Annotated in this window: 17 protein-coding genes and 1 tRNA gene; 14 read left to right on the forward strand and 4 right to left on the reverse strand. The window is 65.8% G+C overall.

What is annotated here, in order from left to right:
- Positions 1-53 precede the first annotated feature (53 nt).
- Positions 54-461 (forward strand): cytochrome c-type biogenesis protein, encoded by a 408-nt coding sequence (locus ABD050_RS04090; protein WP_343887914.1) that lies wholly within the window; start codon positions 54-56, stop codon positions 459-461.
- Complete coding sequence (locus ABD050_RS04095; RefSeq protein WP_343887916.1) at positions 461-1,120, forward strand: tetratricopeptide repeat protein; 660 nt, start codon at positions 461-463, stop codon at positions 1,118-1,120. Before ABD050_RS04090 ends, ABD050_RS04095 begins: the two co-directional genes overlap by 1 nt.
- Before the next feature lie 18 nt (positions 1,121-1,138).
- Here the strand turns inward: ABD050_RS04095 and ald are convergent, their stop codons facing one another.
- The gene (gene ald / locus ABD050_RS04100) at positions 1,139-2,245 is read right to left on the reverse strand and encodes an alanine dehydrogenase (RefSeq protein WP_343887917.1); all 1,107 of its coding nucleotides are present in this window, start codon (positions 2,243-2,245) and stop codon (positions 1,139-1,141) included.
- Between the two features lie 129 nt (positions 2,246-2,374).
- Between ald and ABD050_RS04105 the strand changes: the two genes are divergently transcribed.
- The 8 genes from ABD050_RS04105 to trxB all read left to right on the forward strand — a co-directional run bounded on the left by ABD050_RS04105 (position 2,375) and on the right by trxB (position 9,032).
- Entirely contained in the window at positions 2,375-2,815 is a 441-nt protein-coding gene (locus tag ABD050_RS04105) for an Lrp/AsnC family transcriptional regulator (RefSeq protein ID WP_343887918.1), read from the forward strand.
- A 161-nt stretch (positions 2,816-2,976) separates the two neighbouring features.
- Positions 2,977-4,878: a potassium transporter Kup gene (locus ABD050_RS04110; RefSeq protein ID WP_343888078.1), complete on the forward strand. Its 1,902-nt coding sequence runs from the start codon at positions 2,977-2,979 to the stop codon at positions 4,876-4,878.
- 14 nt (positions 4,879-4,892) lie between these two features.
- Positions 4,893-5,378 (forward strand): 2'-5' RNA ligase family protein, encoded by a 486-nt coding sequence (locus ABD050_RS04115; protein WP_343887919.1) that lies wholly within the window; start codon positions 4,893-4,895, stop codon positions 5,376-5,378.
- 46 nt (positions 5,379-5,424) lie between these two features.
- Positions 5,425-5,501 (forward strand) — tRNA-Met (locus tag ABD050_RS04120).
- Between the two features lie 104 nt (positions 5,502-5,605).
- Positions 5,606-6,712 carry an S-(hydroxymethyl)glutathione dehydrogenase/class III alcohol dehydrogenase gene (locus tag ABD050_RS04125; protein ID WP_343887920.1) on the forward strand — a complete coding sequence of 369 codons (1,107 nt, stop codon included), beginning with the start codon at positions 5,606-5,608 and terminating at the stop codon, positions 6,710-6,712.
- Between the two features lie 22 nt (positions 6,713-6,734).
- Positions 6,735-7,115: a VOC family protein gene (locus tag ABD050_RS04130; protein WP_343887921.1), complete on the forward strand. Its 381-nt coding sequence runs from the start codon at positions 6,735-6,737 to the stop codon at positions 7,113-7,115.
- Positions 7,115-7,957, forward strand: a complete 843-nt coding sequence (gene fghA / locus ABD050_RS04135; RefSeq protein WP_343887922.1) for an S-formylglutathione hydrolase — start codon at positions 7,115-7,117, stop codon at positions 7,955-7,957. Before ABD050_RS04130 ends, fghA begins: the two co-directional genes overlap by 1 nt.
- A 109-nt stretch (positions 7,958-8,066) precedes the next feature.
- Complete coding sequence (gene trxB, locus ABD050_RS04140; protein ID WP_343887924.1) at positions 8,067-9,032, forward strand: thioredoxin-disulfide reductase; 966 nt, start codon at positions 8,067-8,069, stop codon at positions 9,030-9,032.
- 435 nt (positions 9,033-9,467) lie between these two features.
- Here the strand turns inward: trxB and ABD050_RS04145 are convergent, their stop codons facing one another.
- From ABD050_RS04145 to ABD050_RS04155, 3 genes are read right to left on the reverse strand one after another with little or no spacing between them, the layout of a single operon-like run.
- Positions 9,468-10,277 carry a hydrolase 1, exosortase A system-associated gene (locus tag ABD050_RS04145; protein WP_343887926.1) on the reverse strand — a complete coding sequence of 270 codons (810 nt, stop codon included), beginning with the start codon at positions 10,275-10,277 and terminating at the stop codon, positions 9,468-9,470.
- Positions 10,265-10,954, reverse strand: coding sequence for an alpha/beta hydrolase family protein (locus tag ABD050_RS04150; RefSeq protein WP_343887927.1), 690 nt, complete (start codon positions 10,952-10,954; stop codon positions 10,265-10,267). The genes ABD050_RS04145 and ABD050_RS04150 overlap by 13 nt, the downstream gene beginning before the upstream one ends.
- Before the next feature lie 10 nt (positions 10,955-10,964).
- Positions 10,965-11,237 (reverse strand): acyl carrier protein, encoded by a 273-nt coding sequence (locus ABD050_RS04155; protein ID WP_343887928.1) that lies wholly within the window; start codon positions 11,235-11,237, stop codon positions 10,965-10,967.
- 196 nt (positions 11,238-11,433) lie between these two features.
- Here ABD050_RS04155 and ABD050_RS04160 point away from each other — a divergent pair, with 196 nt between their 5' ends.
- The 4 genes from ABD050_RS04160 to ABD050_RS04175 all read left to right on the forward strand — a co-directional run bounded on the left by ABD050_RS04160 (position 11,434) and on the right by ABD050_RS04175 (position 15,227).
- Positions 11,434-11,652, forward strand: coding sequence for a DUF7660 family protein (locus tag ABD050_RS04160; RefSeq protein WP_343887929.1), 219 nt, complete (start codon positions 11,434-11,436; stop codon positions 11,650-11,652).
- 90 nt (positions 11,653-11,742) lie between these two features.
- Entirely contained in the window at positions 11,743-13,254 is a 1,512-nt protein-coding gene (locus tag ABD050_RS04165; RefSeq protein WP_343887930.1) for an acyl-CoA ligase (AMP-forming), exosortase A system-associated, read from the forward strand.
- On the forward strand, positions 13,251-14,507 hold the full coding sequence (locus ABD050_RS04170; protein ID WP_343887931.1) for a pyridoxal-dependent decarboxylase, exosortase A system-associated: 1,257 nt from the start codon (positions 13,251-13,253) through the stop codon (positions 14,505-14,507). Before ABD050_RS04165 ends, ABD050_RS04170 begins: the two co-directional genes overlap by 4 nt.
- 78 nt (positions 14,508-14,585) lie before the next feature.
- Positions 14,586-15,227 (forward strand): XrtA/PEP-CTERM system exopolysaccharide export protein, encoded by a 642-nt coding sequence (locus tag ABD050_RS04175; RefSeq protein WP_343887932.1) that lies wholly within the window; start codon positions 14,586-14,588, stop codon positions 15,225-15,227.
- Positions 15,228-15,233 lie beyond the last annotated feature (6 nt).

Here is a 15,233-nt window from a genome sequence, read left to right on the forward strand (position 1 = left end):
AGGAGCGGCGCAGGTGGAGTAGGTGGACAAGTAGGCCCCGGAACAAGTCCGGGGTGACGATTGGTGTGCTGTTGGGCCTGTTCCTTGCCGTTCCGGCGACCGCCGATAGCGGCCTGCCGCCCGCTGCGCTGGCGAACACCCAGCTTCGCGATCCGGCGCTCGAGGCCAAGGCACAAGCGCTGATGGTGACGCTGCGCTGCCTCGTCTGCCAGGGCCAGTCGATCGCCGACAGCGATGCCGACATGGCCGGCGACATGCGGGCGCTGGTGCGGCAACGGATCGCGGCGGGTGAGAGCCCCGAGTCGATCCGCCATTGGCTGATCGAGCGCTATGGCGACTATGTCACCTATGATCCGCCGTTCAGCGCAGTGACCGCGCCGCTCTGGCTCGCACCGATCGCCCTTCTTGCGATCGGCGCATGGCTGGCGCGCGGCAGCTTCAAGCGCAGGAAACGCAGCTGATGGGTTGGATCGTCCTCGCCCTTGTCGGGATCGCGGCAGGGTTCGCTCTGTGGATCGGCGGCATCGCACGGCCGCTGTGGAGCTTTGTCGGCGCTGCGCTGATGCTCGGCGCGGCCGGCTATGCGCTGCAATCGGGGCCGTCGCTGCCGGGGCACCCGGTGGAGAGCTTTGCCGAGCCCATCGAGGTCGATCCGGCAATGACCCAGCTTCGCGAGTCGATGCTCGGGGCCTTCACCGCCGACAACGCCTATCTGGTCGCAGCCGACGCGATGACCAGGTCGGGCGATACGCGCAGCGCCGTCCAGGCAGTGCTCGGCGGGATCAAGCGCTATCCGAAGAGCCTGACACTCTGGACCGGGCTGGGCACCGCGCTCGAGCAGCATGACGGCACGGTCTCGCCGGCGACCTTGTTCGCCTTCCAGCACGCCATGTACCTGGCGCCGCAACACCCGGCGCCCCCCTTCTTCCTCGGCCTCGCCTATATCCGGGCCGGCGAGTACGCAAAGGCACGGCCCTATTGGGCGCGCGCACTTGCGCTGGCGCCGGCAGGGGCTTCCTACCGTCAGCCGATCGCCGATCGGCTGACGGCGCTCGATGCCTATCTCGCAGCGGCGGAACAGGCGCAGACCCAGGCGGCGGGCGCGGCCTCCGCGCCCTGATTCGGGCCCGGGTTTAGATTATCCCGCCCAAGGCTCGAACGGCAGGTCGAGCGCTTCAGCCACCGCCTGATGCCGGATCTTGCCGCCCGAAACGTTGAGGCCGTGGGCGAGGTGCGGATCGGCCTTCATCGCCGCTTCGGCGCCGAGCGTCGCCAGCTTGATCACGAAGGGCAGGGTGGCGTTGTTGAGCGCGAAGGCCGAGGTGCGGGCGACCGCGCCGGGCATGTTGGCGACGCAATAATGGATCACGCCGTCGACCTCGAAGACCGGGTCCTGATGAGTGGTCGCATGGCTCGTCTCGAAGCAGCCGCCCTGGTCGATCGCGATATCGACCATCACCGAACCGCGCTTCATCGTCTTGAGCATCTCGCGGGTGACGAGCTTGGGCGCCGCGGCGCCAGGCACGAGAACCGCGCCGATCACCAGATGCGCGTTCTTCACCGCGGCCGCGATCGCTGCCTTCGAGGCGTAGGCGGTCTTGATCTGGCTGCCGAAGAACATGTCGAGCTCGGCCAGCCGCGCGTTCGAGATATCGTAGATGGTGACGTCGGCGCGCATCCCAACCGCCATCTGCGCTGCGTTGACGCCCGAGACTCCGCCGCCGAGGATCGCGACTCGCGCCGGCGCAACGCCCGGCACTCCGCCGAGCAGTACGCCGCGGCCGCCCTGTTCCTTTTCGAGATAATGCGCGCCGACCTGGATCGACATGCGCCCGGCCACCTCGGACATCGGCTTGAGCAGCGGCAGGGAACGGTCATTCGCCGTCACCGTTTCATAAGCGATGCAGGTTGCGCCCGATTTCATCAGGCCCTCCGCCTGCGGCTTGTCGGCGGCGAGATGGAGATAGGTGAACAGCAGATGGCGCGGCTCGAGCATGGCGACTTCGGCGGGCTGCGGCTCCTTGACCTTCACGATCATGTCGGATCCGGCGAACACGCTGGCCGCGTCGGGCAGGATCGTCGCGCCGGCCTTCACATAGTCGGCATCCTCGAAATCGATGCCGAGGCCGGCCCCGGTCTCGACGAACACCGCGTGACCCGCGGCGACGATATCCGACACCGATGGTGGCGTAAGCCCCACGCGATATTCGTGATTCTTGATTTCCTTGGGGACACCGACGCGCATGACTGCTCTCCTGAAGTTTCCCTGAATATACACCGGGAAGGGCGGGAAGTGCTTGCATTCTGGGAGCATTCGGCGCCCGCATTGCAATGTCATTGCGTGAGTGTGGCAGCTGGCGCAATATGATCCTCCATGGACAGCATCGACAGCAAGATCATCGCGCACCTCGGCCTGGATTCGGGTCTGACGAGCGAAGAACTCGGGACGCGCGTAGGCCTTTCGCCATCAGCGGCGCATCGACGGGTGAAGGCGCTCGAACACCAGGGGCTGATCCTCGGCTACCGAGCTCGCCTGTCGCGCATAGCCCTTGGCAATCCCTCGACAGTCTTCGTCTCGGTGACACTGACCGATCAGCGCCAGGCAACGATGATGGCGTTCGAACAGGCGCTCGCCCGGACGGCGCAAGTGCGCGAGGCGCATTTGATGAGCGGCGAGTCGGACTATCTGCTCAAGGTGCTGGTGCGCGAGGACGACAGCTATGAGCGCATCCACCGCGAGGTCCTGTCGGCGCTGCCGGGGGTTCACCGGCTCGTGACCCAGTTCACCATCCGCACCCTGGCGACTGAGGATTAGGTGCCGCTCGGCTGCCCGTCGAGCGCCGTTGCGGGGGCTATCGGCGCGTGCTATCGCGCCGCATCCTTGGGGGACGGGGATCGTCGCGATCTCTCCATGACCTTTATAGAAACTCGGGCAAGATTGCTCTTCCAGTGACACGTGAAACACCCAATGCCGCCATGGTGGATGGCGAGCCCGCCGCTGTGGCGGGCCATGGCCACCGTAAGGACGGCCTCGCCAAGCTCGCGCTCGGTGCGATCGGCGTCGTCTTCGGCGATATCGGTACCAGCCCGCTCTACGCGTTCCGCGAGACCTTTGCCGGGCATCACAAGCTTGCGCTCGATCCGGCGCACATCATGGGCGTCACCAGCCTGATGTTCTGGTCGATGATGATCGTGGTGACGCTCAAATATGTCTCGATCATCATGCGCGCCGACAACAAGGGCGAGGGCGGCAGCCTGGCGCTGCTCGCGCTGATCTCGGGCAAGACCAAGACGCGGCGCTGGTCGAACGGCATCATCCTGCTCGGCGTGTTCGCCTGCGCGCTCTTCTATGGCGACAGCATGATCACGCCGGCGGTATCGGTGCTGTCGGCGGTCGAGGGCCTTGCGGTCGCGGCGCCGGCGTTCGGCGCGCTGGTGCTCCCGATCGCGGTCGTCATCATCGTCGGCCTGTTCATGATCCAGCGTAGCGGCACCTCGCGGGTCGGGCTGTTCTTCGGGCCCATCATGCTGGCCTATTTCGCGGTGATCGCGACGCTCGGTCTGCTGAGCATCCTCCAGACGCCGCATATCCTCCTGTCCTTCTCGCCGCATTATGCGATCGAGTTCTTCGCGATGGATCCGGTCCGCGCCTTTCTCGCGCTCGGGTCGGTGGTGCTGGCGGTGACGGGTGCCGAGGCGCTCTATGCCGATATGGGGCATTTCGGGCGCAATCCGATCCGCGTGTCCTGGCTGTTCTTCGTGCTCCCGGCGCTGATGATGAACTATATGGGGCAGGGAGCCCTGCTGTTCCGCCTCGGCCATTCAGCGCTGGAGAGCCCCTTCTACATGCTCGCCCCGCACTCGCTGCGCCTGCCGCTTGTCGGGCTCGCGACGGCTGCCGCGGTGATCGCCAGCCAGGCAGTGATCTCGGGCGCCTTCTCGGTGACCCAGCAGGCAATCCAGCTCGGCTTCATGCCGCGGCTCAGGATCGAACACACCAGCGCGGCGACGGCGGGGCAGATCTACATCCCGCTGGTCAACTGGGCGCTGCTGGTGATGGTGCTGCTGCTGGTGATGTTCTTCCGCACCTCCTCAAACCTCACCTCGGCTTACGGGATCGCGGTGACCGGAGCGATGCTGATCGATACCTGCCTGCTGTCGGTGGTGTTCTTCCGCCTGTGGCACTGGCCGAAATATCTCGCGATCCCGCTGCTCGCCGTCTTCTTCCTTGTCGACGGGGCGTATTTCGCCGCGAACATGACCAAGGTGCCATCGGGCGGCTGGTTCCCGCTGCTGATCGGGCTGATCATGTTCACGGTGCTGACGACCTGGTCGAAGGGTCGCCAGCTGATGATCGACCGGATGCGCGAGGCGGCGATGCCGATCAAGGTGTTCATCCAGTCGGCCGCGACCTCGGCGACCCGCGTGCCGGGAACCGCCGTGTTCATGACCTCGTCGCCCGAGGGCGTACCGCATGCGCTGCTCCACAACCTCAAGCACAACAAGGTGCTGCACGAGCGGATCATCCTGCTCACCGTGAAGATCATGGACGAGCCCTATCTGCCCGAAGCGGGGCGGATCACGCTCGAGGACCTGACCCACGGCTTCCACCGCATGATCCTGCGCTACGGCTTCATCGAGGAGCCCGATGTGCCGGCGGCGCTTGCCAAGGTTCATCAATGCGGCGCCGATTTCCGGATGATGGACACCAGCTTCTTCCTCGCCCGGCAGACGCTGCTGTCGTCGACCAATCCGGGGATGATGATCTGGCGCGAAAAGCTGTTCGCCTGGATGCTGCGCAACGCCGAAAGCGCGATGGAATTCTTCCGCCTGCCGACCAACCGGGTGGTCGAGCTGGGCAGCCAGCTCGAGATTTGAACGAGCCGATTATCGTGACGGCCTTGTTCGGCAAGGCCGATGCCGCCTGGTTCGATGCTCTTCGCCGTGCGCATTATCCGCCCGAACGCAACCAGTTGCCGGCGCATCTGACGATGTTCCATCACCTTGCGCCGTCGCTTGCCGAGGAGTTGAAGCGGCGGCTGGCTGAGGAGACTCGCCGGGTGAAGGCGCCCCTTGCCCGGGTGGCGGGGCTCGTCTCGCTCGGACAGGGCACTGCGTTCAGGATCGAGAGCCCGGGGCTTGCCGATATCCGCGACCGGCTCGGCGATGCGTTCGCGCCGATGCTGATGCCGCAGGATTCAGCCGGTTGGCGTCCGCATGTCACGATCCAGAACAAGGTGGGGCCCGCCGCGGCGAAGGCGCTGCAGCACAGGCTGGAGGCCGAGTTCATCCCGCGGCCAGTCGCGATCGCCGGGCTTGCGAGCTGGTGGTATCGCGGCGGCCCATGGGCGCCGCTCTCGCGGCACATGTTCGCTTGACCGGAACCGCCCGGCGCTCCTATAGGCCCCGCTCTCGAATGGCCGGGGCGGAGTAGCTCAGCTGGTTAGAGCACGGGAATCATAATCCTGGGGTCGGGGGTTCAAGTCCCTCCTCCGCTACCATCGCGTAGCGCCGCCATATCGAGTTTATCGGGCTTTTCCGCCTGCATCCCGTCTTTTCCATGTGCTGTTATTCGGCTAGCGGAGCCTTTCCAAAGGAGAGGCAGATGAAGACTCGCGCAGCCGTTGCATTCGAGGCGAAACGCCCGCTCGAGATCGTCGAGCTCGATCTCGAGGGGCCGAAGACCGGCGAGGTGCTGGTCGAGATCATGGCGACGGGCATTTGCCACACCGATGCCTACACCCTCGACGGGCTCGATTCGGAAGGATTGTTCCCGAGCATCCTCGGCCATGAGGGTGCCGGGATCGTCCGCGAAGTCGGCGCCGGCGTCACCTCGGTTAAGCCGGGCGATCATGTCATCCCGCTCTACACGCCTGAATGCCGCCAGTGTAAGTCCTGCCTCAGCGGCAAGACCAACCTGTGCACCGCGATCCGCGCGACTCAGGGCAAGGGCGTGATGCCCGACGGGACCAGCCGGTTCAGCTACAAGGGCCAGCAGATCTTTCATTACATGGGCTGCTCGACCTTTTCGAACTTCACCGTCCTGCCCGAGATCGCGGTGGCGAAGATCCGCGAGGACGCGCCGTTCCAGACCAGCTGCTATATCGGCTGCGGCGTGACGACCGGGGTCGGCGCGGTGGTCAACACCGCCAAGGTGCGGCCGGGCGACAATGTCATCGTCTTCGGGCTCGGCGGGATCGGCCTCAACGTGCTGCAGGGCGCGCGGATGGCGGGTGCGAACATGATCGTCGGCGTCGACATCAACCCCGACCGCGAGGAATGGGGCAGGCGCTTCGGCATGACTCACTTCGTCAACCCGAAGGACGTCGACGACATCGTCGCCCATCTCGTCGCGCTGACCGATGGCGGGGCTGACTACACCTTCGACTGCACCGGCAACACGACGGTGATGCGCCAGGCGCTCGAGGCCTGCCATCGCGGCTGGGGCACCAGTATCATCATCGGCGTCGCCGAGGCCGGCAAGGAGATCGCGACACGGCCATTCCAGCTCGTCACCGGCCGCAACTGGCGCGGGACCGCGTTCGGCGGCGCCCGGGGCCGGACCGACGTGCCGAAGATCGTCGACTGGTACATGAACGGCAAGATCGAGATCGACCCGATGATCACGCATGTGCTGAGCCTCGAGGAGATCAACAAGGGATTCGACCTGATGCATGCCGGCGAGAGCATCCGCAGCGTCGTGGTTTACTGACAACACCAGGGGAGAGAAGAACATGTTCACGCACGTCATGGTCGGGTCGAGCGATGTCGCCCGCAGCCAGGCTTTCTACGATGCGACGTTCGGCGCGCTCGGCGCCCCGGCCGGCCAGCCGTTCGGCACGCGCGTCTTCTATTCGAACGGTAGTGGTCCCGGCTTCGGCATCGGTATTCCCGCCAACGGCGAGCCGGCCTGCAGCGCCAATGGCGGGACGATCGGCTTCGCGGCGCCCGACAAGGAGGCAGTCGATGCCTGGTATGCAGCCGGCATCGCCAATGGCGGCAGCGATGAAGGCGCGCCGGGACCGCGACCGGGCGCCCCGGGCAATGCTTACGGGGCATATCTGCGCGATCCCGACGGCAACAAGCTCTGCGCCTTCTGCCAGTTGCCGGGCTGATGGCGATCGAGACGCTCTCGAGCAATGCCGCCCATGGCGGCACCCAGGGCGTCTATCGCCACGCCTCGGCGATGACGGGCACGGAGATGACCTTCTCGGTCTTCGTGCCCGCTCATACCGACGGCGCGGCCCTGCCGGTGCTCTGGTATCTCTCGGGGCTTACCTGCACCCATGCCAATGTGACCGAGAAGGGCGAATATCGCGCCGCCTGCGCCGAGCATGGGGTGATCTTCATCGCCCCCGATACGAGCCCGCGCGGCGAGGCGGTGCCTGACGACGACGCCTATGATTTCGGCAAGGGCGCCGGCTTCTATGTCGATGCGACCGAGGAACCCTGGTCCGCCAATTTCCGGATGAAGTCCTATATCGAGGACGAACTGCCCGCGCTGATCGCCGCCGAATTCGCGGTGGCGGACCTGTCGCGCCAGGGGATCACCGGCCATTCGATGGGCGGGCACGGCGCGCTGACGATCGCGCTGCGCAATGCCGGGCGCTATCGCAGCGTCTCGGCCTTCGCGCCGATCGTGTCGCCGCTGCATTGCCCCTGGGGCGAGAAGGCGCTGACCGGCTATCTGGGTGACAATCGGGCTGACTGGCGGGCTTATGATGCCTGTGCGCTGATCGCCGACGGGGCGCGAGTGCCGGAAATCCTGGTCGACCAGGGTGCGGCTGATACCTTCCTGGCCGAACAGCTCAAGCCCGAGCTGCTCGAACAGGCGTGCGCCGAGGCGGGGATCGATCTGACGCTCCGGATCCAGCCTGGCTATGATCACAGTTACTATTTCATCTCAACCTTCATGGCCGATCATATCGCCTGGCACGCGGCGCGGTTGAAGGCCTGAAAGCAAATCTGTGCGGGCGCGGCGCTTGGCGTGTTCATTCGGTGACGCCATGTTGCCAGCCTGCCCCCATCGCCCCTAGATGCCGGGCTTTCCAGTGACGGACACACCCATGACGACCCACAAGACCCGCATGCTCATCCTCGGCTCAGGCCCGGCCGGCCTCTCGGCCGCGATCTATGGCGCGCGTGCCGGGATGGCGCCGATCGTCGTTCAGGGCATCCAGCCCGGCGGCCAGCTGATGACGACGACGGATGTCGAGAATTACCCCGGCTTCAAGGACGTCATCCAGGGCCCGTGGCTGATGGAGCAGATGCAGGCCCAGGCCGAGCATGTCGGCACGCGGATGATGTGGGACACGATCGTCGAGGTCGACCTGACCCGGCGGCCCTTCCGGCTGATCGGCGACGGCGGCGATGTCTATGAAGGCGATGTGCTCGTGATCGCGACCGGCGCCCAGGCGAAATGGCTCGGACTCGACAGCGAGGAAAACCTCAAGGGCAAGGGCGTCAGCGCCTGCGCGACCTGTGACGGCTTCTTCTTCCGCGGCAAGAAGATCGCGGTGATCGGCGGCGGCAACACCGCGGTCGAGGAGGCGCTCTACCTGACCAACCACAGCCAGGACGTCACGCTGATTCACCGCCGCGATTCGTTCCGCGCCGAGAAGATCCTCCAGGACCGGCTGTTCGCGCACAAGAACATCAAGGTCTTGTGGAACAAGGAGGTCGAGACCTTTGTCGATGGCGGCGGCAATGCCGGGCTGGTGGCGCTCGACCTGGTCGATACGGTGACCGGCGAAAAGTCACGGCTCGATGTCGAGGGCGGCTTTGTCGCGATCGGCCATCATCCGGCGACCGAGCTGTTCCGCGGCCATCTCGAGCTCGATTCGGATCATTATATCAAGGTCGAGACGGGAACGACCCGGACCAGCGTGCCCGGCGTGTTCGCGTGCGGGGACGTGATGGACAAGGTCTATCGCCAGGCGGTGACGGCGGCAGGCACTGGCTGCATGGCAGCCCTCGACGCCGAGCGCTTCCTCGCCGAGGCCGACTTCGAGGTGGCTGAAGCGGCTGAGTGAGGCGCGACGGGGCTACCGGCACCCTCCCTGTTTCAGGCCTTTGTCCCCAGCAGGGAGGCTCCGACGGAGAGTGTTCAGCGAGCTTCGCCGCGACCCCGATTTCCGCTGTTCCCCGCTGTTCCCCGCGATTTTTATTTTCGCCGCTGTTATGTTGGAGTTTCCGCTCAATTTCCCCTTTAATTATCAATGTTTTACAGGGCATCCCGCTGTTATTCAGGAACAGCGGGATAACAGCGGGGGAACAGCGACGATAACAGCGGCGGAACAGCGGGGAACAGCGGGGAACAGCGGGCGTGTGGGAATGGCGGCCCGCCCCTTGAATAAAATGGTCATGTCAAAGAGCGGGGCGGAACCGAGACAGCATTCCAACCGCTCGCGCTCTTTCCACACTCTCCCCTGTGATTGAATCGAACCAGTCCATTCCTGATCGCTGAATCAGGATTCGCGCGCGCCGCTCTCGCGCACCCGGGAAATGGCTTCCTCGATTTGGGCGAACAGCCAATCCTTGTCCGCCTGGCTTGCGAAACTGTGGCTATCCGTATCGCGCTGCTCGATCCTGACCTCGGCGCGCCGGCCAGTCGCCTGCCACCGCGCCATGAACGCGATGGCGGTATTGTCGCGCTCCGCCAGCAATATGGTGGTGGGGATGGTCGTCGATTCAAGCGCGGAAATCAGGCGGCTGGCCAAAGTATCTATCTCATATTTCGCCGCAGATATCTTTCTTAATCCATTGAATATCTTGGATATATTAACACCGCCTCGAAGCAGCCTCAGCAGCTCGGCCGGGTCGCGGAGCTTTGCGGCATAGCGCGCGCGGATCGCGGCGGCGGGTGGCAGATCGTCGCTTTGCTCGACGACCCAGGGGTTGGCGAGAATCAGTGCGTCGATGCCTGCAACGCCGTGGAACAGGGCGAGCGCGGTTGCGGCATCGCAATTGCCGAAAGCGACCAGCCGCCTGATTCCGGTTTCGGCGCTGAAGGTGGCGGCGGCGGCGGCGATGTCCGGCGCTGACTCGAGGAAACCGCGATTCTCGCCGGTCGAATCGCCGACTCCGCGCCGGTCGTAGCGGAAGACCGATGTGCCCGATGCCGCCAGCCGGGCCGCGAGCGACGCCATGCCGCGATGCGCGCCAATCCGGATCTCGTTGCCGCCTGAGACGATCAGCAGGCCAATGCCGGCATTGCCCTCGTCGAGCGTGCCGAGCAGCGTGTCGCCGGCACAAGGGAAGGCGATCAGGCGGCGCATGTCGCGATCCAGGCGGCGATGTCGTCAGCAAGCTGGCGGGCAAGCGCCTGATCGTTGCCCGGCTCGGTGCGGCGCCAGAGTGGTGGACCGGCAATGCGGCGGTCAGCGGACAGGGTGTCGGTATCGAGCCTGACGACCCGCAGCGGCGGGGCGCTCGAAGGGGTGGCTCTTTCGAGCTCGGCCAGCAGGACATGGCTCAGCCGGTTGCCGGCGAGCTCGATCACTGGTCCGGTCGGGTCGATCGCGTCGCCAGCCTTCCCGGCGGCAAGGCGCGTGCGGAGCATGTCGCGCACAAGGCTCTCGCCCGCCACCGGCGCGAAGTGCCATCTCGAGGCAAGGGGGGCGGTCGAATCGAAAAGTGCGCCGCCCCGGAAGGCAATGCCATGGGGCGGCCCATGATCGCCCTTCAGCGCCTTTGCCGCACAAGAAAATGCTTTTTGCCAGATATTTAAGGATATTTCCTCAGTCTCGATGAGACTTTCGCCCGTCCCGGGCAGGTCGGGCAAGGCGCTTGCGACGCCGCGCTCGGCAAGCGCCCGCAGGATCGTGACGATGAAGGCGCGGGTGTGATTGGCTTCTTCGAACAGCGGCATCGCCGCGATGACGACCGGTCCGGTGGCAGGGCCGAAGCGCAGCATCGCCTCGCGCCCGCCGGGCCAGTCATAATCGTCGATCACCCGCCAAATCTCATTGATTGGCCTTGGCGGCGGCGAAGCGGACAAGCGCGCCGAAGGTCTCGAGCATCTCGCCATCGACCTCGTCATCCTCGATCAGGATGCCGAGCCGCTCTTCGAGTTCGGTCAGCATGCCCGCGACCGCCATTGAATCGAGCTCGGCCAGGCCGCCGAATAGAGGCGTTTCGCTGCGGAAGCCCGCGACGCGTTCCTCGCTCAGGCCGAGCACGTCACGCAGGACGGCACGGACCGTGGCGTCGATTTGATTGATATCGTCAGGAAGCACTGCAGACCCCAGTTTGTGCGTTGGTTCGCCCGTTAGAGAATGGGCAGGGCGATGCCAAGGGCGGGCAAAGGATCGCTCCCTGCCGGACATGCCCGCGAAGGTGGAAAATCGTCGCCCCTGTAACACGATCGTCGTCGATTGGCGTGAAACGTCGACTGGATGGCCAGGTGCATCGAATGGGAAGGCGGGGCGAGCAATGGACGTGAGCGGGGTGAATGACCGAGCCAGTTTCCTCGAGTTTCTGGCGGCGATGCGATCGGATTTCGGAGCAGGGGCGCTCGCCTGGGAAAGTGCCAAGCTCGGCAGCTTTCTCGAGGCGATGGAGGCCTGGGCGACCGATTCATCCCTGCCGGTACAGGCAAACCCCTGGCGCCACGCCGCCGACCTGCTGCATGCGGGGGCGTTCTACGAGTGACGATTGCCGAGCGCGGGCGGTTCGCGTCGAAACCCAAGCGCGCGGCAAGAGCTGCCCTTCACAGCGCGTCTCCGATGCGTATCAAGGGCCATGGTTCAGCTCGACCCCGCGCCCCGACCGATCGACACCTTGCCGATGCGCGGCGTGGCGGCCGATATCGCCCTGATCGATCGGACCGGTGCGCTCGATTTCGCGGGCCTTGAAAGGCTCACCGGCGCGGTGGCCGCGTGGCTGTCGGCACAGAATCTCCAGCCGGGGTCACGGATCGCCAGCTGGCTGCCCAAGACCCGGCTCGCCTGCGTGCTGCCGATGGCGGCGCCGCGCGCCGGGCTGGTCCATGTGCCGATCAATCCGGTGCTGAAGCGTGCGCAGGTGGCCCATATTCTCGCCGACAGCGGCGCAGCGCTGCTGATGACCCAGGAAGCGCGGATCGTGTCGCTCGAAGCGGGCGACGTGCCTGGGGACTGCCGGCCGGCTTTCGAGAGCGAGATTGACCCCGAGGGTGACGTCATGCCGCCATCGTCGGCCGACCCCGATGCGCTGGCGGCGATCCTCTACACCTCGGGATCGACCGGGCGACCCAAGGGGGTGATGCTCAGCCATGCCAATCTCTGGCTCGGGGCGATCTCGGTCGCGCATTATCTGAAGCTCGTGCCGGAAGACCGGGTGCTCGGCGTGCTGCCGCTCAGCTTCGATTATGGGCAGAACCAGCTTTTCTCGACCTGGGCAGCAGGGGCGGCGGTCGCGCCGCTCGATTATCTGACGGCGCGCGACGTGGTGAAGGCGGTCGACCGGGTCGGCGCGACGACGCTTGCCGGCGTGCCGCCGCTCTGGGTGCAATTGCTCGAGGCCGACTGGCCGGCCGAGACGGCGGCACGGCTCAAACGGCTGACCAATTCGGGCGGTGCGTTGACGCCGGCGATGGTTCGGGCGTTGCGCACCCGGTTTCCGGCCGCCGACCTTTATCCGATGTACGGCCTCACCGAAGCCTTCCGGTCGACCTATCTCGCGCCCGAGCTTGTCGATGCCCATCCCGATGCGATCGGCCGCGCGATTCCCTTTGCCGAGGTGATGGCGGTACGCCCCGACGGATCGCGCGCCGCGCCGGGCGAGCCGGGCGAGCTGGTCCATGCCGGGCCGCTGGTGGCGCAGGGCTATTGGCGCGATTCCGAGCGTAGCGCGCAGCGTTTCAGGCCGGCGCCCGCCTGGTCGCATCATGGCGGCATCGCGGTCTGGTCGGGCGACACGGTCGTCGAGGGCGAGGACGGGTTGTTCCGGTTCGTCGGGCGCGACGACGAGATGATCAAGAGCGCCGGCAACCGAATCAGCCCCACCGAGATCGAGGAAGCGGTGCTCGCCGGTGGCGAGGCGGCGGAAGCGGTGGCGATCGGCGTGGCCGATGCCCGGCTCGGGCAGGCGATCACGGTGGTCGCGCGGGCGGTTGGCGATGCGCGCGAGGCGGAAGTACGGCTGCGCGAACGGTTGCGGCGCGATTTGCCGAGCTTCATGCAGCCGGCGCGCTATGAGTGGCGGGAGGAACTGCCGAGAAATGCCAATGGCAAGCTCGATCGCGCAGCCTTGAAGGCGGAGATGACGTCATGAAGCCGATGGGCTCTATTCCCGCGGAATTCCAAGGCGAGGGACCGCTGATCATTGCCGGTAAACCTGCCGAGGCGTGGATCGCCCAGGCAGGCGACACCCCGCTTTTCGTCTATGATTTCGCGATCGTCAGCGCGCGTATCGCCCGATTCCGGGCGGCGATGCCCGCCGGCCTCGACCTGCATTATGCCATCAAAGCCAACCCGTTCGCGCCGTTGCTCGCCGCCATCGCGCCGCTGGTCGACGGGCTGGATGTCGCCTCGAAGGGGGAGATGGCGCTTGCGCTCGCCACGAAGCCGGGCGCGGCGATCAGCTTCGCCGGGCCGGGCAAGCGCGATGACGAGATCGAGGCCGCCATCGCAGCCGGGGTCACGCTCAACCTTGAATCCGAAGGCGAGGCGCGTCGTGCGCTGGCCGCGGGCGAGCGGCTGGGCGTCACGCCGCGGCTTGCCGTCAGGGTCAATCCCGAGATCGAGCTGCGCGGGTCGGGCATGAAGATGGGGGGCAGGGCTTCTCCCTTCGGGATCGATGCCGATCGCGCCGCAGCGCTGGCGAAACTGGTGGTCGCGGCCGGCGCCGACTGGCGCGGCTTCCACATCTTTGCCGGATCGCAGGCGCTCGATCCCCGGGCGATCATCGAAACCCAGGCGGAGACGCTCGCCCTGGCGGCGCGGCTGGCCGAGCAGGTCGGGGTAACGCCGCCCCTGGTCAATCTCGGCGGGGGCTTCGGCATTCCCTATTTCCCCGGTGAGGCGCCGCTCGACATCGAGATGATCGGCGCAGCGCTTGGCGAAAGCATGACGTCACGCCTGGCGGCGCTGAAGGACGCGCGCTTCGCGATCGAACTCGGGCGCTGGCTGGTCGGCGAGGCAGGGGTCTATCTGACCCGGGTGATCGACCGGAAGGAAAGTCGCGGCGAAACCTTTCTCGTCGTCGATGGCGGCCTGCATCACCAGCTCGCCGCCTCGGGCAATTTCGGCACGGTGGTGAAGCGCAATTATCCCATCGCGGTGGCGACCGCCGCCACACAGGGCGAAACCGAGACCGTCAGCGTGGTGGGATGCCTGTGCACGCCGCTCGACCGCCTGGCCGATCGGGTCGCGCTCCCGGTCGCCCGGCCGGGCGACGTCATCGCGATCTTCATGGCCGGCGCGTACGGACTTTCGGCAAGCCCCGCCGCCTTTCTCGGTCATCCCCTTCCGGCAGAAATCCTGGCCGGCGCGGCCGATAGTCCTAACGCTATCTTAACCTCCTGAGACGCATAGCAAATCCATTGCCGCAAACCTTGCCGGAATGACGTCACCGGCGAGTCACGTGGCTGGAGGGTTTGTGCAATGCGTTTTACGGGTCGTTTCAATGGGTTGGCGCTGGTGGCCAGCAGTGCGCTTATGCTTAACGGCTGCGCAACCGGTGGCCGTGGCGAACTGCCGCCGGCGAGTTTCGTCGCGAGCCAGGAGCAGCCCGGCGAGGAATATATCATTGGCCCGCTCGATCAGCTCAACATTTTCGTATGGCGCAATCCCGAGCTCTCGGCGAAGGTGCAGGTGCGCCCCGACGGCCGGATCACGACGCCGCTGATCAGCGACATGCCGGCGGTCGGCAAGACCCCGGCAATGCTCGCCGACGACATGAAGATCGCGCTGGGCGAATATATCAAGGATCCGATCGTATCGGTGATCGTCGAGAATTTCTCGGGGACGTTCAGCCAGCAGGTCCGCATCGTCGGCGCCACAGCGAAGCCCGCCTCGATCCCCTATCGCGCCAACATGACCCTGCTCGATGCGATGATCGCCGTCGGGGGCCTGAGCGAATATGCCGCCGGCAACCGCGCCAAGCTGGTCCGCTACGACCGCAGCACCGGCAAGCAGGTCGAGTATAACATCAAGCTGTCGAGCCTGCTCAAGAACGGCGATTCGAGCGCGAACGTCAGGCTCGAGCCAGGCGACGTGATCATCATCCCCGAGAGCATGTTCTAGGGCGGC

Origin of the sequence: Sphingomonas oligophenolica, from assembly GCF_039522915.1 — a bacterium.
GTDB classification, from domain to species: Bacteria; Pseudomonadota; Alphaproteobacteria; order Sphingomonadales; family Sphingomonadaceae; genus Sphingomonas; species Sphingomonas oligophenolica.